Annotated in this window: 25 protein-coding genes; 20 read left to right on the top strand and 5 right to left on the bottom strand. The window is 51.1% G+C overall.

The window, feature by feature from the left end; genetic code table 11:
• The first annotated feature begins 90 nt into the window (after window positions 1–90).
• A complete protein-coding gene (locus ACR0M3_RS19580) occupies window positions 91–387 on the top strand; it encodes an imine reductase family protein (protein WP_480774560.1) in 297 nt (98 codons plus the stop codon).
• Window positions 388–545: 158 nt separating this feature from the next.
• Window positions 546–1,034 carry a phosphoglycerate mutase family protein gene (locus ACR0M3_RS19575; RefSeq protein WP_480588790.1) on the top strand — a complete coding sequence of 163 codons (489 nt, stop codon included), beginning with the start codon at window positions 546–548 and terminating at the stop codon, window positions 1,032–1,034.
• A 426-nt stretch (window positions 1,035–1,460) separates the two neighbouring features.
• Here ACR0M3_RS19575 and ACR0M3_RS19570 read toward each other — a convergent pair whose 3' ends face one another.
• Complete coding sequence (locus ACR0M3_RS19570) at window positions 1,461–1,694, bottom strand: hypothetical protein (protein ID WP_171722474.1); 234 nt, start codon at window positions 1,692–1,694, stop codon at window positions 1,461–1,463.
• Window positions 1,695–1,843: 149 nt separating this feature from the next.
• Here ACR0M3_RS19570 and ACR0M3_RS19565 point away from each other — a divergent pair, with 149 nt between their 5' ends.
• The 6 genes from ACR0M3_RS19565 (at window position 1,844) to ACR0M3_RS19540 (ending at window position 6,193) form a co-directional block, all read left to right on the top strand.
• Complete coding sequence (locus tag ACR0M3_RS19565) at window positions 1,844–2,581, top strand: Crp/Fnr family transcriptional regulator (protein WP_171722473.1); 738 nt, start codon at window positions 1,844–1,846, stop codon at window positions 2,579–2,581.
• A 447-nt stretch (window positions 2,582–3,028) separates the two neighbouring features.
• Window positions 3,029–3,337 (top strand): hypothetical protein, encoded by a 309-nt coding sequence (locus tag ACR0M3_RS19560; protein ID WP_171722472.1) that lies wholly within the window; start codon window positions 3,029–3,031, stop codon window positions 3,335–3,337.
• Between the two features lie 3 nt (window positions 3,338–3,340).
• On the top strand, window positions 3,341–3,694 hold the full coding sequence (locus ACR0M3_RS19555; RefSeq protein WP_171722471.1) for a hypothetical protein: 354 nt from the start codon (window positions 3,341–3,343) through the stop codon (window positions 3,692–3,694).
• The gene (locus ACR0M3_RS19550; protein ID WP_480912330.1) at window positions 3,684–4,538 is read left to right on the top strand and encodes a hypothetical protein; all 855 of its coding nucleotides are present in this window, start codon (window positions 3,684–3,686) and stop codon (window positions 4,536–4,538) included. The genes ACR0M3_RS19555 and ACR0M3_RS19550 overlap by 11 nt, the downstream gene beginning before the upstream one ends.
• Before the next feature lie 93 nt (window positions 4,539–4,631).
• Window positions 4,632–5,831, top strand: coding sequence for an N-acetyltransferase DgcN family protein (locus ACR0M3_RS19545; RefSeq protein ID WP_480912328.1), 1,200 nt, complete (start codon window positions 4,632–4,634; stop codon window positions 5,829–5,831).
• Window positions 5,828–6,193, top strand: coding sequence for an alanine racemase (locus ACR0M3_RS19540; protein WP_480912326.1), 366 nt, complete (start codon window positions 5,828–5,830; stop codon window positions 6,191–6,193). The genes ACR0M3_RS19545 and ACR0M3_RS19540 overlap by 4 nt, the downstream gene beginning before the upstream one ends.
• Here ACR0M3_RS19540 and ACR0M3_RS19535 read toward each other — a convergent pair.
• Complete coding sequence (locus ACR0M3_RS19535) at window positions 6,150–6,416, bottom strand: hypothetical protein (protein WP_480912332.1); 267 nt, start codon at window positions 6,414–6,416, stop codon at window positions 6,150–6,152. The two genes, ACR0M3_RS19540 and ACR0M3_RS19535, sit on opposite strands and share 44 nt — an antisense overlap.
• Window positions 6,417–6,759: 343 nt before the next feature.
• Between ACR0M3_RS19535 and ACR0M3_RS19530 the strand changes: the two genes are divergently transcribed.
• From ACR0M3_RS19530 to ACR0M3_RS19510, 5 genes are all read left to right on the top strand, one after another.
• Window positions 6,760–7,332: a hypothetical protein gene (locus tag ACR0M3_RS19530; protein ID WP_170521931.1), complete on the top strand. Its 573-nt coding sequence runs from the start codon at window positions 6,760–6,762 to the stop codon at window positions 7,330–7,332.
• A 556-nt stretch (window positions 7,333–7,888) separates the two neighbouring features.
• The gene (locus tag ACR0M3_RS19525; protein WP_170403722.1) at window positions 7,889–8,521 is read left to right on the top strand and encodes a tyrosine-type recombinase/integrase; all 633 of its coding nucleotides are present in this window, start codon (window positions 7,889–7,891) and stop codon (window positions 8,519–8,521) included.
• Between the two features lie 667 nt (window positions 8,522–9,188).
• On the top strand, window positions 9,189–9,977 hold the full coding sequence (locus ACR0M3_RS19520) for a hypothetical protein (protein WP_480912324.1): 789 nt from the start codon (window positions 9,189–9,191) through the stop codon (window positions 9,975–9,977).
• A 183-nt stretch (window positions 9,978–10,160) separates the two neighbouring features.
• On the top strand, window positions 10,161–10,850 hold the full coding sequence (locus ACR0M3_RS19515) for a hypothetical protein (RefSeq protein ID WP_480912322.1): 690 nt from the start codon (window positions 10,161–10,163) through the stop codon (window positions 10,848–10,850).
• Window positions 10,851–10,923: 73 nt separating this feature from the next.
• A complete protein-coding gene (locus ACR0M3_RS19510; protein ID WP_480484944.1) occupies window positions 10,924–11,172 on the top strand; it encodes a ParB N-terminal domain-containing protein in 249 nt (82 codons plus the stop codon).
• Here the strand turns inward: ACR0M3_RS19510 and ACR0M3_RS19505 are convergent.
• From ACR0M3_RS19505 to ACR0M3_RS19495, 3 genes are all read right to left on the bottom strand, one after another.
• The gene (locus ACR0M3_RS19505; RefSeq protein ID WP_480912321.1) at window positions 11,164–12,177 is read right to left on the bottom strand and encodes a fatty acid desaturase; all 1,014 of its coding nucleotides are present in this window, start codon (window positions 12,175–12,177) and stop codon (window positions 11,164–11,166) included. The genes ACR0M3_RS19510 and ACR0M3_RS19505 overlap by 9 nt on opposite strands.
• A gap of 72 nt (window positions 12,178–12,249) precedes the next feature.
• On the bottom strand, window positions 12,250–12,456 hold the full coding sequence (locus ACR0M3_RS19500; RefSeq protein ID WP_170430361.1) for a cold-shock protein: 207 nt from the start codon (window positions 12,454–12,456) through the stop codon (window positions 12,250–12,252).
• Window positions 12,457–12,960: 504 nt separating this feature from the next.
• The gene (locus tag ACR0M3_RS19495) at window positions 12,961–13,350 is read right to left on the bottom strand and encodes a MerR family transcriptional regulator (RefSeq protein WP_480485574.1); all 390 of its coding nucleotides are present in this window, start codon (window positions 13,348–13,350) and stop codon (window positions 12,961–12,963) included.
• Between the two features lie 98 nt (window positions 13,351–13,448).
• On the opposite strand from ACR0M3_RS19495, the gene ACR0M3_RS19490 reads away from it, so the two are divergent.
• From ACR0M3_RS19490 to ACR0M3_RS19460, 7 genes are all read left to right on the top strand, one after another.
• Entirely contained in the window at window positions 13,449–13,772 is a 324-nt protein-coding gene (locus ACR0M3_RS19490) for a hypothetical protein (RefSeq protein WP_480871570.1), read from the top strand.
• A gap of 4 nt (window positions 13,773–13,776) precedes the next feature.
• Window positions 13,777–13,995 (top strand): GDCCVxC domain-containing (seleno)protein, encoded by a 219-nt coding sequence (locus tag ACR0M3_RS19485; protein ID WP_480912319.1) that lies wholly within the window; start codon window positions 13,777–13,779, stop codon window positions 13,993–13,995.
• Window positions 13,996–15,125: 1,130 nt separating this feature from the next.
• Window positions 15,126–15,653 carry a roadblock/LC7 domain-containing protein gene (locus ACR0M3_RS19480; protein ID WP_480774575.1) on the top strand — a complete coding sequence of 176 codons (528 nt, stop codon included), beginning with the start codon at window positions 15,126–15,128 and terminating at the stop codon, window positions 15,651–15,653.
• 110 nt (window positions 15,654–15,763) lie between these two features.
• Window positions 15,764–16,441, top strand: coding sequence for a response regulator (locus ACR0M3_RS19475; RefSeq protein WP_480901135.1), 678 nt, complete (start codon window positions 15,764–15,766; stop codon window positions 16,439–16,441).
• Window positions 16,428–17,789, top strand: a complete 1,362-nt coding sequence (locus ACR0M3_RS19470) for a sensor histidine kinase (protein ID WP_480508205.1) — start codon at window positions 16,428–16,430, stop codon at window positions 17,787–17,789. The genes ACR0M3_RS19475 and ACR0M3_RS19470 overlap by 14 nt, the downstream gene beginning before the upstream one ends.
• An 88-nt stretch (window positions 17,790–17,877) precedes the next feature.
• The gene (locus tag ACR0M3_RS19465; RefSeq protein WP_480901121.1) at window positions 17,878–18,204 is read left to right on the top strand and encodes a hypothetical protein; all 327 of its coding nucleotides are present in this window, start codon (window positions 17,878–17,880) and stop codon (window positions 18,202–18,204) included.
• 555 nt (window positions 18,205–18,759) lie between these two features.
• Window positions 18,760–20,124 carry a sensor histidine kinase gene (locus ACR0M3_RS19460; protein ID WP_480774573.1) on the top strand — a complete coding sequence of 455 codons (1,365 nt, stop codon included), beginning with the start codon at window positions 18,760–18,762 and terminating at the stop codon, window positions 20,122–20,124.
• Window positions 20,125–20,678 lie beyond the last annotated feature (554 nt).

Raw genomic sequence — 20,678 nt, 5'->3', positions numbered from 1 at the left:
CGCCCGCCGGCACCTGAAACCATCATCCCGATGGATCACAGGCCGATGATGCACTAACAATCAACTTGGACCAGTCAGATGAGGCTGCTCATGGCAGAGGGGGTTGAACTGCAAAAGTTCATTTCGATGTTTCCTGATAGTGCACGCATTCAGCATCATGTCGGAACAATCCGAGATGGAACTTACGATCAAAGAACGGCCACGTTGTCCGTTTGGCAGGCATCTTTGGAACTGTTGAAGCAGCAAGCCATTGACGCTGGCATGGATGCTGGGTTTCCAAGCCACGTTGGAGGTCTTTTTGAGAAAGCAGTCAAAGCCGGCTACGGCGATGAACATGTTATGGCCTTGTTCAAAGTTCTGAGAGACGATGGGCGGGCTGCCGATTGAAAACTTGGCTCACAAAGGTCAGCTGAATGTACCGCCATGTTTTGTGGCTGCTAAGGTGGATCAACATCCGCAGGTTGGGATAGAGCTGCCGCCAACTTGATTTGCCAGCTTCTTCCTGAAAAGATGGCACCCTGTTCACAAGTCGGGAGTGCAATTTTGTGCGTTTTCTTTGTGCCGTTCTGATTCTGAATTTGGCGACTGGTTTTTCTGCCGCAGCTCAGGAAGCAGTTTATCTGATCCGACATGGTGAAAAAGAGCTGTCTGGAACTGACCCTGTCCTCACCCCGGAGGGCAGACAGCGCGCAGCAGATTGGGCTGAGATGCTTAGGAATGTTGGCCTTGATGCCATCATCACGTCGGATGCGCTGCGAACTCAAGAAACCGGCGGCATAATTGCCAACGCCCTTGGCCTTGAAATCAATGCCTTGCCAAAAGGCGATGTCGCAGGGTTGGTCGATTCATTGGAATTCGACCATGAAAAAGAGACAGTTCTAATTGTCACCCATGCTGAAACCATTCCACAAATTCTGGAATACATGGGCGTGCTTGAAGACGTCACGATCGACCAAAGCGAATTCGGCAATCTTTATGTTGTTCTTAGATCCTCTTCGGATAGTCCAACCTACATTCATTTGTTGATGCCTTGACGCATTCTGACAGGCCCGCTTCGGGCTCTTCCGACGCCTTCGCCGCATGATCCACGAACGGCAGATCTAGGATGAACCGCCTTTCGCTGCACCGCGCATGAACAGATAAACAGCGGGACTTTGCCGTCATTCGATCTGGAGCCTTCGCTGAAGCAGCATTTGCTCGCGGTCGCGGCATACTTATTGTTGCGGCGCGGCGAGTGTCACCAATCAGGTCATTCGCAGGCGTTGTATTTGCGTTAACGGAAACTGTACCCTCGCCGCAGCTCGGTCGGACAATCAGGACGCAGGATATGGCAGGCATTGAAACATTGATTCTCGTTTCGTGTTTGAATTGATCAGGAACGAGGCACCAAAAGTGTTTCTGTTTGCAATTTTGCTTTTTTTGACGAGCATAATCTTGTTTTTCCGATGCGGGACTTAACGCTACTGCCGAACCCGATAGCCGGAAGCAATGATCTGGTTTATCAGAGCAGCGGCGGCCTGGTGCATTACCTTTTCATCACTGTTGCCGACCGCTGCTTCGTGGGCAGCGGCTGCGTCACGCAGAACTCCCACAATCTCATGTTCGGGCAGGAGCTCACGATCTTTAATTGCAAGCAAAAGCGCTTCACAGATTGAGAGTGCGGCCATTCCTGAGTGGTCTTGCCGGTCGGCCATGGTAGACGTCCTTTTGTAACAGGCGTCCAAGCAAGGAAGCGCCACGATGAATTGCATCATTCTGGCATAGATTGCTGTATACTTAACTGATCGAAAGCAGTCTTGGCGTCGGATAGTTTCGCGGGCTGCTCATCGATGAAGGAAGAAATTTGCCCGCTATCAAGAACAGTCCGCTCACCCGAAAACTCTCAAACTTCGTCGCTCTGACTGAGGTTGAACTTGCGGTATTGGCACGCTTGCACAAACGCCGCAGAACCTTTGAAGCCGGACGTGACCTTGTGCATCAAGGGCAATCAGAGCAGGCTGCCTACATTCTGGCCTCGGGCTGGGTTTGTTCCTACAAAACCCAGACTGACGGGTCGCGTCAGATCGTCGATTTCCAAATACCGGGTGACTTTCTGGGTTTGCGAAGCGTTCTGCTGCACACCTCGGATCACAGCATAGAACCAATCATGGAAATCCAAGCTATTGAGGTAGTAGTGGATGATCTCCTGGAAGCATTTGCGCAAACGCCCCGGCTGGCGACAGCAATTCTTTGGGCGGTATCTCGAGATGAAGCGATGGTGGTTGAGCACCTGGTCAACATAGGACGGCGAGATGCGGGTGAGCGCATGGCGCATTTTCTTTTGGAACTTGGTGTGAGGCTGACTCAGGTCGGGATGGCAAACAAGACGGGATACACTTGCCCCCTGACACAATACCACCTTGCCGATGCGCTGGGACTGAGTGCCGTGCATGTTAATCGTGTCCTACGGCAACTGCGGGAGAAGGGGTTGGTTACTTTTCAATCCGGGCAAGTGGCATTTGATGATTATGACGGACTGGTGACGTTGGCCGGTTTTGACCCCACTTATCTGGATCAGGCCGGGCCACTGTTGAAGCAATAGGTTCACCCCTCGAGCGATGCCGGGGTTTTGATGATGGTTGCCTGGTTAGAGACGCCATTCTCTTCGGCAGATTTGGGATTTCACTGAAAAAGAAGCGCAAGATAAATACAGTCCGATTGCGGTACTGGATTTCCTGCGCTTCTCAATTACTCGTTAAGAACACGCCAGCAAATATCCCGCCAACACAAATCAGGTTGCCGGAAACCAAACATCGTTGCACTGACTCAGGTTAGTCAATTTTCTGGCAGTATCTGATCCTCAGATGCCAAATGCATTTGAGATTCCAATAGAATCTCAAGTCATTGGCCGCCGACTAACATCGATCAGCGCACGTCTGCCATTTGCACATTATTCTAATTTACAACGCCAGTACTTCCGCGGCGCTTAAGAGCGTGTTCAGCGGCAGACTGTGCGGGGAAGATCCAACAAACTATTTGGAGGGCTAAGGTGAGCACGAGATCGTCCAGTTCTTTGGTGACGTTTTCAAATCCGTTCTCTTTGTGCGGCTACCCGGATGAACTTCCTGCAGGCGAGTATGAAGTAATTGTTGAAGAAGAACTATTACAGGGCCTGAGTTTCGAAGCATATCGAAGAACCGGAACCTACCTGACGGTTCAGAGCAAAGGCAGCAAGCCAGGCCGCACAGAAATGCGCCCCATCGACCCAAAAGATCTCGAACTGGCACTTAAGCACGACCAGACCTTGGCCACATCTAACAATGACAGCGATGCGGCGCTTTCCCCGCAGGAGGAATAGATTATGAACACGCCCGAATGGCTTAAACCCGGAATCTACGGCGCCCTGATCGGAGGGGTTTTCGTCGGCGTCGTTGGATTTTCTTGGGGTGGATGGATGACCGGCAGTAACGCGGACAAGATGGCCAACGCCATGTCCCGCGACAATGTAATCGCTGCGTTGGTTCCGATCTGCATCGACATGGCTAGAACTGACGCCCAACGCGCCGAAAAAATAACGACGATCAAAGAAGCTTCTTCTTTCAAGCGAAAGGATGCCGTTATGGCAGCCGGCTGGGCAACGGTACCGGGATCCCAAACCCCCAACAAAGATCTGGCACAGGCCTGCATTGAGGGGCTGAACCTGGATGGATCGTAACTCAATCACTCAACATTCGGACAACGCCGTTTGCACCAGGACAGTTCGAAAAAATCAGTACTGGTTTTACTCTCACTTCATGACGGCGCTGTTTGTTGGCGTTTTCAGCTGCTTGACGGGCTCCTTTATCTCATCAAGTCCCGCATCGGCCGAAACAAACTCTATCCCGGACAACGCGCATCCCAAAAAGTATGGCGACGGTTGGGAATGCGATTTGTCCTATCGGTTGGAAGGCGAAGAATGCGTGGCCATTGCCGTCCCAGAAAATGCCTACCCGACAAACAGAACCTATGGTTCGGGCTGGGCATGTACACATGGCTTTGTTGAAGTTGGTGGCACCTCATGCGTTGAAGTAATTGTGCCTGAGGGCGGATATCTCGATCCATCAGGTGAGAGGTGGCGGTGCCTGCGTGGGTACACAAGGGTAGACGATAGCTGCCAAAAAATCGTGGTGCCGGACAACGCCTACCTGACGAACAGTACCTACGGATCTGTATGGCTTTGCAATCGTGGCTACGAGACAGATGGTGAAGCGTGCGTTGCAATAGCAGTGCCGGATAATGCCTTCCTGAACGCATCAACCCACGGGCGTCCCTGGACATGCGAGCGCGGATATTTTGAGCGAGACGGAAGGTGCGATGCAGTCATCGTGCCTGAAAACGCTTTCTACGATGACGCGATCCACGGAGTTGGATGGAAATGCGAACGTGGCTACGAGGCGTCCGGTGATCACTGCGATGCAATCGATCTACCCGCAAATGCCCATATCGACCGATCCGGCAATGGGTGGCAATGCCACAGAAATTTTCATCGGTCGGAAGGGCTGAGTGTTCTGAACGAATGAGGTTTCAGTCAGAGAGCCCACTTTTCCAAACTTCACATTTTGTGCCCGTTCTTACCTAGGACGGCGTGTTTCACACTCCAAAAAGGAACAGATATGAAACCCGTACCCATTGCGTCGGATGCCAAGCAGTTCATTGCCAGCGATGCGCAAGAGCTGCCGCCTGAACAAGCCGTTTTTCCGGAGCTTCACCGCAAGACACTTGTGACAGACATACCGACTGCAATTGTGTATTGCGAAGGAAACTTCGCAAAGATCGATGGCAAGACGGCTAATGGTCTCGTTCGACATTCACAGGCCTATCGCGTTCTTTCGGTGATCGACAGCACGTATGGCGGTTGTGACAGTGGCAAAGTGCTTGATAATATCGCAAATCAGGTTCCCATCTTCGATGATCTTGATGCCGCCGTCGCTAATGAAGCTACGATCCCCGACACTTTTATTTACGGAATGGCGCCGGCCAGCGGCAGAATGTCCCTTGAGGATCGCGAAGTTGTTGTGGATGCGATAACGCTCGGAATGAACATCGTCAGTGGGCTGCATGAATTTCTTAGCGATGACAAAGAGCTCGCCGGAATTGCCAAAATTCACGATGTCACGATACGCGACATTCGCAAGCCGCGGCCCAATCCCGACCTGCGCCTGTTAGATGGCAGTATTGGAGACGTCCAGGCGATCCGCATCGCGGTGTTCGGCACCGATTGTGCAATTGGAAAGCGTACAACCGCGACAATCCTGACAGGCGCACTTAACGCGCATGGGATCAAAACAGTTTTGGTCGGCACCGGCCAGACAGGTTTGATGCAGGGCGCCAAGTATGGCGTTGCGATGGATTCGGTGCCGCCGCAATTTTGTTGTGGCGAACTTGAGCGTGCTGTTGTTGCAGCATCTGAAGGTGAGCGCCCCGATGTCATAGTGATCGAGGGCCAGGGCGCGCTCAGCCATCCGGCCTTTTGTATATCAGCCTTTATTCTGCGAGGCAGTCAGCCACATGCAGTTATTCTTCAACACGCGCCTAAACGAAAACGTCGATGTGAATTCCCCAACATGACTATGCCCGACCCTTGCGATGAAATCACCCTGATCGAGGCTTTTGCGAACACAGAGGTAATTGGCATGACGATCAACCATGAAGGAATGAATGATGTTGAGATTTCAAAGGCCATCACAGACTACAACTGCAAATTGTATCTCCCGGTCACTGACGCATTGAACCGCCCTCCAAAAAACTTGGTGAATATGGTTCTATCTGCCTTTCCGCGCTTGCAACCCGTACGTGCTACGACGATTGAATGAGTAAGCTGCGTATCGACGTTGATCTGGACAAAATTCGGTACAACACACGGTTCCTGGTCGACCACCTTAGACCCCGCGGAATTACAGTGACAGGCGTGACCAAAGACGTGTGCGGTCATCCGGCGATTGCGAATGCTATGATTGAAGTTGGCGCGACAGGGCTGGCGGACGCCCGGATCAGCAATGTCATGCGTATGCGCAATGCTGGAATCTCGTGTCCCATACCCTATACCTTCAATGCAGTGTGTGACTTTAGACAGTCCTTCGAACACTCGGTCGATCCTTGCCATTGGACTCCAGGACACCGATGCGGCGGGTCTAATTTTCCCTGCTGGCGTCACGTTCGTCGGAGCCACCAGTGATCATATCGTTGTTGAAAACACCAATTGTCTGCTTCGCCCTGGTGGCGAGGTAAAGCTGAAATTGAACTATAGCGCGCTCTCGCGCGGCATGGCTGCACCTGATGTAGCAAAAGTCTTCCATGGTGATGGCGCATTGGTTGACTGCACCCCAGCGAACACTGATCGCCCATATTCGAAGCGAAAGTAGCGCGCCAGGGTTGCCGCCGCCTCGGTTCTGCTTCATCCACCCGTCTTATTCTACGGCTTTACGTAGTAAATTGGGCCACCAATACCTATATTGGTGGTACCCGCATTCACTTTTCACACCCTATCTGGGCTCGTGAGTGTTGCGGACAATCAAAGGATCAAAATGATGTCTTTCAAAGACCTTACGACCAGAGCGGCTGCCGCACTGAAGGAAAACGATGCGGACGCGTCAAAAAAAGAAGTGACGTCGAAAGGGCAGGACGCCGTCCCCGAAAAATCAAAGCCTAAACCTCAAAACTGATAATACCCTGCCGGGAGCGGGTGGCTTGTTCTTGTTTACATCTCCGAGCGAGCGGTATCAGCAAAGGAGAACTACCCAAATGAACCAACTAATCAGCAAGACAATCGCAGTCTTTTCCAGGCCGTTTACTTTCCCTGGCTTTGACGAATTACTCCCGGCGGGCGAATACGACATAGAAACTGAGCTTTCCGCACCACCAGATTATTTGGATCCAGAAGCCTGGAAAGCATCAGTGCTAATCTTTCTGCTTCCACGGAAATCTCACCCCGGTCTGGCGCGAACGTTGACCGTTTCTCTTACTGATTTGGAGAGAGCCCGCGCAAGGGATAAATTGTCTGCGAAGGAGTTGTCGCAATTCCTGCTCGACCAACTCTTGGCCGATCCGATGGTGCAACTGATCATGGAAGCTGACGGTGTGTCTGAGACTCAACTTCGGCACCTCTACTCGGAGTCGCTCATTTCTGAGGCAGACGACGGATCATCAGATCAACGAGCCATACCACGAGGATGCGCAAGCGGTTCTCGGTATGCTTTCGCTGTCCAAGCTGCTGAGAACGAAGGAATGCCAGTTCGTCCTATTAAAACCCCTCGGATTACAGGCCGTCCCATCGGACAGTCTGAACCAGGCAGCTCCTTCAATCTCAAGGCTTAGGGCTCGGAACTTTCTTTTCCAGTCGCTGTATAAACCAAAACAGAAATCGAGGCTAAGAACTGATGGAAGACTTCGACAACGACGCAGATACGATCATGGCTCGCGCCCACAATGACGTGCCGCAAGAACGCCCGTGTCTTCGTTGCAGAACGCCATTCTGGAGCGAAGGGTTCGGAGAGCGGATTTGTCGACGCTGCAAGGGGTTGAGCGCGTGGCGAAATGGCGTATCAGTAAGCCCTGGGTTAGCTCGGCGTCGCTGATAACCTGACGCCGGTCTTTCCAGCTTTTCTGATCATATCTCATTTTATCTTATTGGTGCTGACCCGGGCCTTTTAACGTGGAACCCGATCGGTAATCGGTGCTGAAGACGAAGCGTACGCGCGGTTTGGACTCGAACCGTTCTTATGTGTAGTGATATGGGCTCAAGCCGCCTAATGCACACACTAAACCATGCCAGTATTCATAATCGGACAGCAGGCATTCACGCCGCTTGTACTATTCGGTGGTCAGCGCGGTGCTGTTGCTTGGGTGCGGAGGGTGGATCGGAGTGCAAAATATGCCAAGAGTCCAACTACCTGCAGTCACCCCAAAACCCAGAGCTTGGAACAAGGGGCGGATCATCGGTCAGAAACGACCGCTACTCCCAAAACAGGTCTGGGCGATCCGTGCCCGGCTCGAACTTTCTGGAAATCTGCGTGATCTCACAATGTTCAACGTCGCGATTGATAGCAAGCTACGCGGCTGCGATCTGGTCAAACTCGCTGTGACCGATCTTGTCAAAGACGATCGCGTCCGTGAGCGTGTTTCGGTGATCCAGAGCAAAACCAAGCGATCTGTTCAATTCGAACTGACGGAAAACACGCGAGAAACTGTATTGGTATGGGTAAAATCACCGGAAATGTTTGCTAGCCGGTTCATGTTTCCAAGCCGATTCCATGATCGACCACACATCTCGACGCGCCAGTATGGCAGGCTGGTTCGAGACTGGGTGACCGCAATCGGATTGGAACCGAGCGGATATGGCACGCATTCGCTTCGCCGAACCAAAGTAGCTGAGATCTACCGCAAGACAGGAAATCTCCGCGCGGTCCAACTTCTGCTTGGGCACACAAAGGTCGATAGCACCGTGCGATACCTGGGCGTTGAATTGGAAGACGCGCTAAGCATTGCAGAGCGCATAGACATCTGAGACAGTTTGGCGAGCGGCGCTGTCGGTCGCCAATCCATAGTGGTTCTAGTTCTTTTACGCAGGAGTGGGACGTAGCGTGCCCTGAGCGGAAGTGTCAAAATCTTGTTGCGTACGCTCGCAGCACAGTTTTCTCGGCTCAGGCGCAATTTACAGGGTGCGGGACCGAGCGGCCATTTGATCACGCCGCGAGTACTTGTGCAGAAGCGGCGCGAAAATCGCTGCGTTGCAGCCAATGTTATCAGGCCAGTCATTCATAGTCACGGGGAAGCCTTGATCACATACTCCTCTTTCGCCGCACTCAGGCCAGACAATTTCTTTCGGTAGTTCACCAAGGATCTTGGTCACCGGCAGTTTCAAAAACTACCTGCCCTGGCGGTACTTGCATTGCGACAAGGGAAACTTCCTTGACTCTATTCTGGCTAAGGACCACAAAAGTGCATTGGTGAAAGTTACTCGTCGCCGCGATGCTGCCGGCTTCGATGATCCAATGGCCTTCAGAATAACTGTAGCATATGCCCCAGCATAGGAACGGGTTTCGCTGGGGTCTTCGCTATGAGCTCGTTCCTCACATGCATTCGCAACTGTCACCTGACATGCGCCAGCCATCGCGTGACCCATGAAAGAAAGCGCCGTATGAACAACACATGGCTCATAAATTGCGTGCTTGATGGCCGATAGATCAGGTCTCAGGCTCCGCTTCAATCAGTCATTCATCGTGTTTACGCGCTGCATTCTTTGTTTGATCCCAGCACTTTTGGTGTCGCTCTCAGGAACAAAGCTTCCTGCCCAAGTCGCAGGCAATGCCGATGGATCAGTTTGTGACGAAGGTTTCGAAAACAAGAATGGATCGTGCCAAAGAACAGACTTACCAGAAAACGCATATTTGACTGGTAGCTCCTATGGCAGTGGCTGGGAATGCAATCACGGTTTTCAGAATGTCGGAGATCTCTGTGAGGAAATAAGAGTTCCTGAAAATGCCTATCTTGCGTCAACCGGAGATCAGTGGGAGTGCAATCGGCTGTTCCAGCGTGTCGAAGAAAAATGCGAAGAACTGATCGCACCTCAAAATGGATACGTCGAAACCAGGTTTGGCGCACAGGAAATACACTGCAACTGGGGATTTCGTAAGGAGAACCAGGATTGTGTTGCAATAGAAGTCCCAAAAAACGGTCGTCTGAGCGATAAAAAAAGCTCGGATGGTTGGGTATGCCTCAGAAGTTACAACGCAGCGGAGAGCGGCTGTGAGCCTGTGGCTGTTCCACAGCATGCGTATCTTGAACCAGATTCCTACTCTGGATGGAAATGCGAACGTGGTTTTCGCGCAAACCGGGACAGGTGCGATGCGATCCTTGTTCCTTCAAACGCTCATTTGAATCGAAGAGGTGATGGTTGGGAATGCAATCGGCCGTTCACACGACAGAACGATAAGTGCGCCGAAAAAAATCCGCGAAAATAGGTTCGTGGAAATCAATATCGCCTGACAAATCCGGAAGGACCAAGCCGTGAACCATAACTCGATTGACGAAAATCTTGGCAAAAGGATCAAAGCCGAAAAGGCGCGTCGCCGGTCCCACGGGATTAAGATATCTATAGCGTTAGCAGTGTTTGTTGCAGCGGTAATTGTAGTGGTGTTTCTCTGATGCGTAAATATGCCCCTCAAGTGACCCTTTCTGACTCAAAGATGTCAGTGCGTGGTCTGGAACAAAGAGCATTTCAGGACCGCAGTGTTCGCAAGACGCGGAACGCTGACGTATCAGAAGTGATCGAAGTAGAATTTGGAAAGTACTTGATTAAGGCTGGCATTCTGAGCGGTAACAGCGTTGCGCGCGCATTCCCCAAGCCACCAGCGAAAACGCAAGGTTTGATTGCTGATGCAGTTGGCGAAACACCGTCATTGGCCATTGAAGCCTTAAAAGAAATTCTCGAAGAGCGAGACAGGAAACGCAGCGCTCGACGTCGTTTGGAGGCGAACTCCGGCAACTTCATTCCCAGTGAAGGAGAATATGTCGAAGCATTGCGCCAGATCAGGCTCACCCCTGCGCAGGTCACCATGCTCAAAGCACTTACAATCGCAGGCAAGGAAGGACTGAGCATTGGTCAGTTAACTAAGGCAGCTGGTTACAAATCGCGCGAGGCGTCCGTCAAGGTCTTCAAGAAAATCGGGCTATTGATTGCAGAATATCTGGAACTCGAGCTTCCCGAAGCCGGATCGGCTCAAAATGATGGCGCCGCTCAGGTATTGGCATCTTCTCACGTCAAAAGTGACGATGAACCAGCGACTTGGATCATGCATCAGGAGCTGCGCGATGCTGTTCGTTCGGTTCTATGACGCACGTTCCAGCGCCAGCCTTTGAAGCGAACTTCGAACCGGAATAAATGCACGAAAGGCGCACGCGTAGCTTATGTTGGAGAAAAAACCATATCCGCTCGACCTGATCTATGTACCTGTGAAACGGGCCAAAACACTTGATCAACAAAAGGTTCTGGCACTGGCCGAAGATATCCTGAAGAATGGCCAGAAGACGCCGATCCAGATACGTGCGGACAACAAGCGGTTCGTGCTGATTGAAGGCCTTCACCGACTAGAGGCCATTCGCGCCCTTGGCGGTGATACTGTCGAAGCCTTTTTGGTGCGCGCCCGATTACACTAGACTCTTGTTGGGATTGGCGTTCGACAAAGCCTGAGAAAACGTCAGCAGGCGCTGACTTTCTTCATCCCAAAGATGCAATCGTGCGCAATGAAGGCTCTCATATAGAGTAATACGCTGGCAATTTTCCAACTCGGAATGGTCACGCAAAACCTCGTTTAGCCGATAAAACGGTATGCGGCTGGCAAGGTGGTGAACATGGTGTACACCGATATTGGCAGAGAACCACCGCAGGATGCCTGGCAGGGCATAGTGAGAACTTCCATAGAATGCGGCGTTCTGAAGGTTCCACCCCTCTTCCCGTTCCCAGGTCGTGTGTTCAAACTGGTGTTGAATATAGAAAAGCCAAATACCAATCGATGATGCGACAATCATGGTTGGTAGGAAAACATACGCTAAAACCTCAATGCCTCCGGCCCAAAAAACTAGGGCCAATACCCCTGCAATTGCAGCGTTTGTTCCCATCGCACTTGCCCAATACAGCCAGCCTGACCGCATGAAACCAAAGGGCAAGCGATTTTGAAAAAAGAACGTGTACACCGGTACGATACAGAACAGGAAGAAGGGGTTCCGGATTAACCTGTAAGCGGCACGCCCGAACCAATTCCGTTTCAGGTATTCCTCAATGGTCAATGTAGGAATGTCACCCATACCACGCCGATCAAGGTTACCGGTTGAAGCGTGGTGAATCGCATGGCTTTGCCGCCAAACGTCATAGGGTGTCAGGGCAAGAACACCCAGAACCCGGCCGGTCCAATTGCAAACAGTGCGACTTCTAAAGAAAGATCCATGACCGCAATCATGCATAATGATGAAGATACGGACCAGAAATGCGGCATTCAGGACGGCCAGTAAAAATGCGCTCCAGACACTAAAATATAAAGCCATCCACGCTAGAGCCCATAGCGCGAATAAGGGGACAACGGTGATCGCAATTTCATAAATACTGCGCTTTGCATCGGCAACACGGTATTGCGCGAGCACCCGCGTCCAGTCTTTAGGTTGCAACTGACTTTTTCTCCAAGGGCTTTTAGCAGCCCATTGTGCAAACGGGCACCCCATAAGGGTGCCCGTAAAAGGTCAGGCCAGTGCCAGATTGGCGGCGCTGTCGCGTCCGTCACGGCCAGCTTCGACGTCAAAAGTGACCTTCTGGCCGTCTTTCAATTCGCTGATGCCGGAACGTTCAAGTGCTGAGATATGCACGAACACATCGCGCTTACCATCTTCAGGCTCGATAAAGCCAAAACCTTTGGTCGAGTTGAACCATTTTACTGTGCCATTTGCCATGGTGGAAGTCTCCTAATACTTGCCGCCCGCATTATTGCGGCGACTCGGCGTGGTCGGTCTGAATCGAAAGACTGAACGCCGAGTTTGGGAGACAGCAGGTCGAAAAAGAAAAACGTAAGCCTTGTGTATATGGACTTTGAGTACACACGATACAAGCCTTGATACAATGGAAAGCAACAGAAGATCTGAGTCTGCCTAGCCCAATTTGGGACAAAGATAAGCAGAACGCATTGCTCTGCGTTTCGGAAATCAGAGGTCGGCTTCTGATAAAACCTGCCGAATGCGTATGCAGCAAACTGATTGCTCAGGCACGGCAGGTAGGGCTCACTGTCCGAAATCGCCGCGTGCTTCAAGAACACCGTGGCCAGGCACAAATGTTCGTTGATTGATTGAAACATTACTAAATCAACGAGTTGACCTCTCTAACGAACGGTAGATTCTGCGCGGCCCGAATCTTGGGTCATGCTGCGTTGGCATAGGGCGACTGCGAGCCTCAAAGTGCCATTAGTAGGTCCGTATCTGCGTAAGCATCGGGCAAGAAACGTTACCGATGTTACAGTTGGCCGTAAGTTCATTCAGGGCGGCCTCCAATCGCTTAAGTTCGATTATCTTCATACGCACATTGGAGATATGAAGCTCGGCCAGTTCCTGAACGGATTGGCAATCCTCGCTATCACCTTCGGACAGGTTGAGAAGCACCTTTGCATCGGCAAGCGCAAAACCCAAGTCTCGGCACTTCCTTAGAAAACAAAGCCGTCCCACATCGTGCGCAGAGTACATGCGTCGATTATTCGATGCCCTTTCTGGTTTCGGCACGATCCCTTCGCGTTCGTAGTAGCGGATAGTTTCAATTCCGACACCGCTTTGCCGGGATGCCTCCCCAATCGCAAACATGTGAGATTTCCTGTCTTGATCCTGTAGTGGCTACAGAAGTTAAACGAGTGGTTGTTGTCTCTACAACTCCGCGCGACGTAGTCCATCAGGGAAACAGAATGCAGAAGTACCTTAGCCTCAGCTATTTGGGATCGCTATCAGCGCTTGGCGTCGCGACTTGCTGCGTTTTGCCCATGACGATGATTTTACTGGGGCTGGGCGGCAGTTGGTTGGCAATCTTTGGGAAGGTTGCGGCAGCGAGTTACCATGTGCTGACGATTTCAACGGCGCTCGTCGCGATATCGTGGCTGGTATCTTATCGGCGCGGTTCCTTACCGACGTTAAAATGGCGGCTTGCAGGAACAACTCTAATCACCGGCGTGGCTTGGGTCGTTGTGTTTAACGAGGCACGGATTAACGATTACCTGATCATGCAGATGTGAGACTATGACAAAACAAACTGTAGTCCTAGAAAGCACCCTGATTTGCCCGAAGTGCGGCCACAGCGAAACCGAGGAAATGCCAACGGATGCTTGCCAGTGGTTCTATGAATGCAAGTCGTGCAAAACAGTTTGGAAGCCCCTGGAAGGCGACTGTTGTGTTTACTGTTCATATGCCACGGTCCCGTGTCCACCAATTCAGCTAGGCGATAGCTGTTGCGGATGAAGTGAAGGACGGCTTTGTTGAGCAAACTGTGAACTGCCGCCGCGAGCATCGCTGCTATTTGCATGAATGACAGTTCTTTCCGCTGCTTGGCCGCACAAGATATTCGGCAGTTGCAATGTTGTTACTGCTACAAGCGCATGCAGCAATAAAATCCAGGGTACAGGTTGGGCTCATTGACGACTTCGGGACAGCCGCAGCAATGCCCCTTCCTGGCTAAATATTAACTAAGCAACCGGCCCATTCCGGTCGTTCACCCACTAAACACGACGCTGCAATGCGGCCCGACAAAGCTGCCGTTCGCAGCAAGTGGTCTAGTGGCGCAAACCGACCTTTCAGTCATGGGTAAGAAAGCAACGATACAACTTGTCGAAGCAGTTGTTGGCTTCAAGCACAAACAAATGAGTCCTTCGAATGCACAGTCCGCGTCCCACAGGAGACTCTGGAACCGCAATCGAATTGCTGCCGCTGCGTTGCCGAAAATAGAGGTTGGTGCCGTGTAACAAACAATTCTCTCCCCCACGGCAAATCCTGCCAAAACAATGAGGGTTGACGATCATGAATCACGGTTATCCAACTCTAAACCATTGCAGGTGTCAAAATGCTCACAAAATCAGTCAAATAGCCCGCTGCACCTAAGTTCCTATCCCTCAACCGACAAAAAAAAATTCCTTACAAAAATTTAAGCTTTCTGAAAAGCCGGTTAAAACCTCCAGTATTTTACGAACCGCTTAGTTGATTGGTAACGAGGCGAGGGGCCTATGCTAAGTTCTGTTTTTTTATCAGTTTTGGCCGGCGTCCTTTCTGAACTTGGGCATCTGTGGTCTTCATTCCTTCTGAGTCCGGAAGGTGTTTTGACCATTTCAGCCAACAATGCCCTATACTTGGCCACTGCCTGTATTGCTGCACTAAGGTTTTTGCACAGAGGCCCCAAGAGCTCTCAGGGACCAATCGCACCGGTTTTGAACGTCAGGGCAGATCCCGAATGTCGTGTACAGCATAGGAAGGACACTCTCCCTGGGTTGGATGACACTTTGGTTGATCGGCTCTTCCTTCGCACCCAAGCCGCTCGCAGTGGCGGACACATAGTTCGACAATCCACTTCCACCATCACAGCGAGAATTGGATAGAAAATGTCGAATTCCAAGAGTGATACATCGTCTGTTCTGGCCAGATTTAGCGAAAGGTTTGGCCTGGTTCAAAAACACGTCATTACCATCCCACCTGCAAACAAAGAAACTCGTCCAATCCATCAAACGCCCGGAGCGAGTCAGATCAGCAATTCCAAAGCCAAAAAGGAGCTAAACATGTCGTTGGACATTTCTAAACTAAGCGAAATCAAGGGTCTTTTGGGGGCGTGCCTCGTGGACAGCGACACAGGCCTAGTACTAGGCTCTGAGGGTGGCTCAAAATTTGATCTTGAAACTGCAGGCGCTGCGAATGTTGAAGTCGTCCGCGCCAAACTTCAGGCAATCGAAGCGCTGAAACTTAACGATACCATCGAAGACATTCTGATAACGCTTGGCAAACAGTATCATCTGGTCCGCCCGTTGGACAAAAACCCAAACATCTTTGTGTATGTCGCACTAGACAAGAAAACCGCCAATCTTGGTCTCGCCCGGCTTCAGGTGAAAGCCGTCGAAGAAACGTTGAGTCTCTAGTCTGCAACGATTTGCCAAATGGACTTAGCCATCACGTTATGGCTGGGTTCACTTACAGCGCATTCCAAACTGAAACAAGCAGGTCCAGTGGCAAAATCGGAGGGCTTAAAGTGAAGATACTCGTCGCAGAAGACGACAAAAAAACCGCCGACTTTGTCAATTCAGGACTCAGATCAAACGGTTTTAGTGTGGAGTGGTATGAAGATGGTCGGGATGCCCTGTCATATTGTCTATACAATGAATGTGACGCCATAGTCCTGGACCGCATGCTACCAGGAATGGATGGTCTTTCCGTTCTCAAAGCACTTAGGGCCGCGAAAAAACAGACCCCGGTTCTGTTTCTTACGTCAATAGGAGACGTTCAGGACAGAGTAGAAGGTTTGACCGAAGGTGCAGATGACTACCTAGTAAAGCCTTTTCATTTTTCAGAGCTGCTAGCGCGTTTAAATAGCATAATCAGGCGACAACCGTCCGATTTCTCGACAACTGAGCTTCATGTCCACGATCTATCAATGGACCTACTCAGCAGAGTTGTGAAACGGCAAGATGTGACAATAGAGTTGTTGCCACGTGAATTTGCGTTGTTAGAAGTCTTGATGCGCAATTCAGGTCGCGTGGTGACACGCACCATGCTTCTGGAGCAAGTTTGGGACTATAATTTTGACCCGAGTTCGACCGTGATTGAAACATACATCAGTCGTCTGAGGTCGAAGATAGACAAGCCCTTCGAGATGCCGCTTTTGCACACGTCTCGAAACGTTGGATACAGCCTTCATGGGCCGCGCTAGCATTGCCTCGAGCGCTCCAGCTTGTTTCGCCGCATTGATTGTCTGGATCATCACCGCTGTTTTCGGATATGCAGCCTATCTGGCGCTGGAAGACAAGCTCCGCTCTGACCTCGAACAACAAATCCTCGATGAAGAGCTTTTGCTTCATGAGATATTGCAGGAAGGCGGCGCTGACGCAGTTCAGCGAGCAATCGAACATTTGAATAACCCTAATCGAACCCAACTTCACGTAATCGCGCTGTTTGACCAAAACGGTTCAGCACTTGCCAGTTCAATCGCGAAAGTGCCTGATACGAACGGATGGCACGAGGTAGATCCGGATTTTGTTCAATTCGGCGGGACCGCGCCCGTCTATATGCTTCATGCGTCCGAGTATCTTGGGTATCGCACAGTAGTCGCCCGTAGCATGACATCACTTAGTCAAGCGTTGACAACACTTTGGGAAGGGTTATTGCTACTGACGCTTGCAACAACCATGACTGTTTTAGGTCTTGGCTACTACTTCAGCTCTCAAAACTATCGGAAACTAAAGTCGGTTGAGCGAGCCCTGGAACCTCCTGTTCAAGCGAATGGTTCTATTCGTCTTCCGGTTTCGGGAAAGGGCGATCAATTCGATCGGATTTTCCAGTTGGTTAACCGACGTCTCGACTGGATTTCGAGTTTACTGAATAGCACTCATGCTACTGCGGTCACAGTTGCCCGCGATTTAAAGACACCATTAACCAGTGGTTTTATCGCTTTGCAACAGGTTTACAGCGAAGTTGAGTATGGTGGCGACCCGCGATCCGGCCTCAATGAATTGGAGAGCAACCTAAAGCGCATTAGAGTTGTTTTCGACACGATCCTCAAGGTCTCGCAAATTGAGGAAGGAACGCATCAAAAGAGCTTTAAAACAGTGAACCTGAGCGCGCTCGTTGAGGGTGTTGCTGAGGCGCTGTATCCAGTTGCCGTCGATGCAGGTAAGCACATCTCGGCGGACTACAACGCCGACACGATATTGATCCGAGGCGACGAAAACATGCTGAAGCAGCTGCTCGTCAATCTTGTGAACAACTCGCTCCGGTATTGCCCTTCCGGTTCTTGGATCAGGATTTCCCTGACAGCCAAGCCCGATGTGATTGAGCTAGTTGTGACAGATAACGGTCCAGGGGTTCCGGAACCCCAAATCAACAAGATTTTTGACGCGTTTTTCCGAGCAGACGGCACAAAATATGAAGATGGCAATGGGCTTGGCCTGTCGCTTGTAAAGGCCGTTGCCACACGCCACGGCGCAATAGTCACTGCGGAAAACAATGAGCCGGGCCTGCGGGTGTGTGTGAGCTTTGGAAAGCCTCGCGTCGCGGCCTGAACCTATGCGGAAGAACGGTCCACTCATAATTCGAACCACCACTTGGACAACTCAAACTAGAAAGCCCAACCTTTTGAACGGAAAAACAATGACGATGAAAGCAATACTCCTAATGGCACTTTTGCCTGCGTCTGCGGCGATCGCAGACGAAACAGAATACCTATGCACGTCAGAAACCAATGGTGAAATCATCCAGATCTTTCAGGATGCTGACCGCTCAGAAGCGCGCCTGATTGTGCAAAACACAGAAGGCGTAGCCTCCGTCGCACACGGGCTGGACGGAGTAACATTCATCCACATCAAGACCGACGAAGTCTGGACCTTGGCGCTTCATTTCCCAACCATGACCTATGAGCTGTCCACGCACGGTGCCACATCTGTCGAAGATCACGGACAGTGCACAAAAGGTGGGTGAACAACATCGAAAACTCAATGATCCAGGGGGAAGATCGCACTATTTTTCAAAAACGTAAGGTTGATGAAAGCCAGATGGCAAGGAAACGTTGCAGAAGATGCCGTCAAGGTTGGAACTGAAACCGAATACTCGACTGAGGAAGCACTCGTTGCCCTCCTGAAGGGTGCCACCGGAACCGTGAGGACACGGACCACTCACTCGCACGCTTGCTTCCCTCAGTCAAAGCAGCGCTCCCCTCCACCCCCTCGGAAGGGAGCGCTGCAAGTTCTCGGAAATCTAGGCTCCATCGGCCGCCGTATCAGGCGAGCAACACCGCACATAGTTTTTTGAAAGTGTTCGGGTGTGCTCAATCAAACGGAGCTGGGAGTTGAGAGCATTGACATTCGTGTGCTTTATTGGTCTCGCATCTCCAATGGTGCGACAAATTTAGCTAAATTCCCCATTTTCCCGCTAGTTTTTCAGCTAACACCCTCGGATCACTCGCTTGACTGGCCAGAAAGGGTTTGCTGTTAGCCAAATCACATGCGGTCGCCACTATAATCGGATGAAAAACAAATGAAGCGCTCAAACATTGTCTCTGGAGCAGCGTTTACGACAGCGTTGTATGCAGCTGTAGTAATACTACTTTCAGTTACAGCGTTGGCTTTTTTAACGTTCGAAAGAATTCGTGGCGATTTGCAACGGGAAATGGACTCGTTGTTGATCGACGAAATGCGTTTCATTCAGGAAATTCTGGACGATAACGACAACGATTCAGATGTTGTACAAGCGATTGATGACGCGACCCTCTGGTTGCCATTCGACACCAGTTTGATTGGCCTGTTCGACAGCCAGGGGAAGCGTCTGGCGGGAAATATCGACGAATACCCGTCCTTTAGAGGATGGGGAGAAATCGAAGACGATGGTATAGATCTGGGTGGGGAAAAACGTATCCACCGTGTCAACGTGCAAACCTACCGTGGATTTGTAGTTGTGGTTGGTCGCGATCTTGCCTTTGTGAAAAGCACGCTTCGTTCGCTGGCGTGGTCTTTGGTTGCAATCGGATTTGGAGCAACGGTGTGCACTTTGTTGGTTGGGTACATCTCCAGCATAAGAACATATCGCAAACTCGATCAAATGGCGAAGACGCTAAACAAAGTCTCAAGAGGTGATGTTAAAGCGAGGCTTTCAGTCAGTAAGAACAACGATCAGATAGACCGGATTGCCCGGTTGATGAACCGACATCTCGACAACCTGACAGCTTTAATGTCCACGACTCGATCGACGGCTGCATCAATTGCACATGATTTGAAGAACCCGCTCACTCATGCTTACATCGCGCTTCAGGAAGCGAGAGACACGCTTCAATCCGAAGGTCAGCCACTAGAGGTGATCAACAATATTCAGTCTGAACTTGACCGTCTAAAATGGACCTTTGAAACTGTTTTGCGGATCAACCGTATCGAAGAAGGTAACAGTCCAAAAGCGTTCAGCTATCTAGATTTGAATAGGCTGGGTCGAGAAGCAGTCGAAACGATGATTCCACTTGCGGAGGCTAAGGGTCAAAGCCTGAATTTTGTTGAGAACCAATCAGGGCGTTCCCTGATCGAAGGCGATGAAGGTATGCTGAAACAGCTTTGCGCAAACCTTTTGCAGAACTCTATCGATCACTGCCCAAAGCATTCCAGAGTTCGCCTGCTTATTGAAAAAGAAGACGGCATCGTTACGCTCTCGGTGGTTGATGATGGTCCCGGCGTTCCCGAAAACACTCTGGGAAAGCTCTTTGTTCCTTTCTATAAGCTTAAAAGCGAACGAAATAGTGTTGGGAATGGTTTAGGACTGGCGCTGGTGAAGGCTATCGCAGATCATCATTCGGCGCTCTTAATGGCTACAAACAGCTCACCCGGATTGACGGTCTCGGTTCGATTCGACGTAGCGTAGCAACGGAACAAGTATCGCTTCTGCGTCGGATTTTGATGGCTCACCCCACACGTCTAACGGACCTTGCGCAAGCATAGCTGATTTACTCGAACCGGTTCGGTCGCTTTGCGGCCATTCACCCACTGGTCAGAATGCTGCGGTCGCAGCCCGCATTGCCGCCATTCGCTGCGACTGCGAAATCTGGTCGTCGACGAACTCACAGTCCGCGGACTATTTCTGCCGCTCGTTGCAAGAGAATTAACGTCAGCTTTGAACAACGTCGCTGTACCAACCCGACGTTCCTAAACCGCTTTCGCCGCGGTTACCACCGCAGGTATTGGCACTTCCCATTCGGGACCTGAACCATGTCTTTCTAAGACTTGGGATACAACCGCCTTTCTGATCGCTGCCGCATTGTCCGGCGGCTGAGGGCGCAATAATGCGCCGCCCCGTGCCGTGCCCTCCAAGAAGAAATCAAACGGTGCTGAGCCTCCCCAACTGAACTGGTCCACCGCTATGTTTAGGAAACGGAGGACCACGAATGGCAAACAAGCGACCGAAGCCCGAAGAGATTG

The sequence above is a fragment of the Ruegeria sp. O5 genome (assembly GCF_056535105.1).
This window is presented reverse-complemented; position numbering and strand designations above follow the sequence as displayed.

What these genes read in the sequence shown, in the direction of transcription:
- ACR0M3_RS19540 (WP_480912326.1), top strand. Translation starts at nt 5,828, where the DNA reads ATGAGTAAGCTGCGTATCGACGTTGATCTGGACAAAATTCGGTACAAC.
- ACR0M3_RS19460 (WP_480774573.1), top strand. Translation starts at nt 18,760, where the DNA reads ATGAAGCGCTCAAACATTGTCTCTGGAGCAGCGTTTACGACAGCGTTG.
- ACR0M3_RS19470 (WP_480508205.1), top strand. Translation starts at nt 16,428, where the DNA reads ATGGGCCGCGCTAGCATTGCCTCGAGCGCTCCAGCTTGTTTCGCCGCA.
- ACR0M3_RS19535 (WP_480912332.1), bottom strand. Translation starts at nt 6,416, where the DNA reads ATGAAGCAGAACCGAGGCGGCGGCAACCCTGGCGCGCTACTTTCGCTT.
- ACR0M3_RS19520 (WP_480912324.1), top strand. Translation starts at nt 9,189, where the DNA reads ATGGCCGATAGATCAGGTCTCAGGCTCCGCTTCAATCAGTCATTCATC.
- ACR0M3_RS19485 (WP_480912319.1), top strand. Translation starts at nt 13,777, where the DNA reads ATGACAAAACAAACTGTAGTCCTAGAAAGCACCCTGATTTGCCCGAAG.
- ACR0M3_RS19480 (WP_480774575.1), top strand. Translation starts at nt 15,126, where the DNA reads ATGTCGAATTCCAAGAGTGATACATCGTCTGTTCTGGCCAGATTTAGC.
- ACR0M3_RS19465 (WP_480901121.1), top strand. Translation starts at nt 17,878, where the DNA reads ATGACGATGAAAGCAATACTCCTAATGGCACTTTTGCCTGCGTCTGCG.
- ACR0M3_RS19525 (WP_170403722.1), top strand. Translation starts at nt 7,889, where the DNA reads ATGCCAAGAGTCCAACTACCTGCAGTCACCCCAAAACCCAGAGCTTGG.
- ACR0M3_RS19580 (WP_480774560.1), top strand. Translation starts at nt 91, where the DNA reads ATGGCAGAGGGGGTTGAACTGCAAAAGTTCATTTCGATGTTTCCTGAT.
- ACR0M3_RS19490 (WP_480871570.1), top strand. Translation starts at nt 13,449, where the DNA reads ATGCAGAAGTACCTTAGCCTCAGCTATTTGGGATCGCTATCAGCGCTT.
- ACR0M3_RS19550 (WP_480912330.1), top strand. Translation starts at nt 3,684, where the DNA reads ATGGATCGTAACTCAATCACTCAACATTCGGACAACGCCGTTTGCACC.
- ACR0M3_RS19530 (WP_170521931.1), top strand. Translation starts at nt 6,760, where the DNA reads ATGAACCAACTAATCAGCAAGACAATCGCAGTCTTTTCCAGGCCGTTT.
- ACR0M3_RS19515 (WP_480912322.1), top strand. Translation starts at nt 10,161, where the DNA reads ATGCGTAAATATGCCCCTCAAGTGACCCTTTCTGACTCAAAGATGTCA.
- ACR0M3_RS19545 (WP_480912328.1), top strand. Translation starts at nt 4,632, where the DNA reads ATGAAACCCGTACCCATTGCGTCGGATGCCAAGCAGTTCATTGCCAGC.
- ACR0M3_RS19510 (WP_480484944.1), top strand. Translation starts at nt 10,924, where the DNA reads ATGTTGGAGAAAAAACCATATCCGCTCGACCTGATCTATGTACCTGTG.
- ACR0M3_RS19570 (WP_171722474.1), bottom strand. Translation starts at nt 1,694, where the DNA reads ATGGCCGACCGGCAAGACCACTCAGGAATGGCCGCACTCTCAATCTGT.
- ACR0M3_RS19500 (WP_170430361.1), bottom strand. Translation starts at nt 12,456, where the DNA reads ATGGCAAATGGCACAGTAAAATGGTTCAACTCGACCAAAGGTTTTGGC.
- ACR0M3_RS19495 (WP_480485574.1), bottom strand. Translation starts at nt 13,350, where the DNA reads ATGTTTGCGATTGGGGAGGCATCCCGGCAAAGCGGTGTCGGAATTGAA.
- ACR0M3_RS19555 (WP_171722471.1), top strand. Translation starts at nt 3,341, where the DNA reads ATGAACACGCCCGAATGGCTTAAACCCGGAATCTACGGCGCCCTGATC.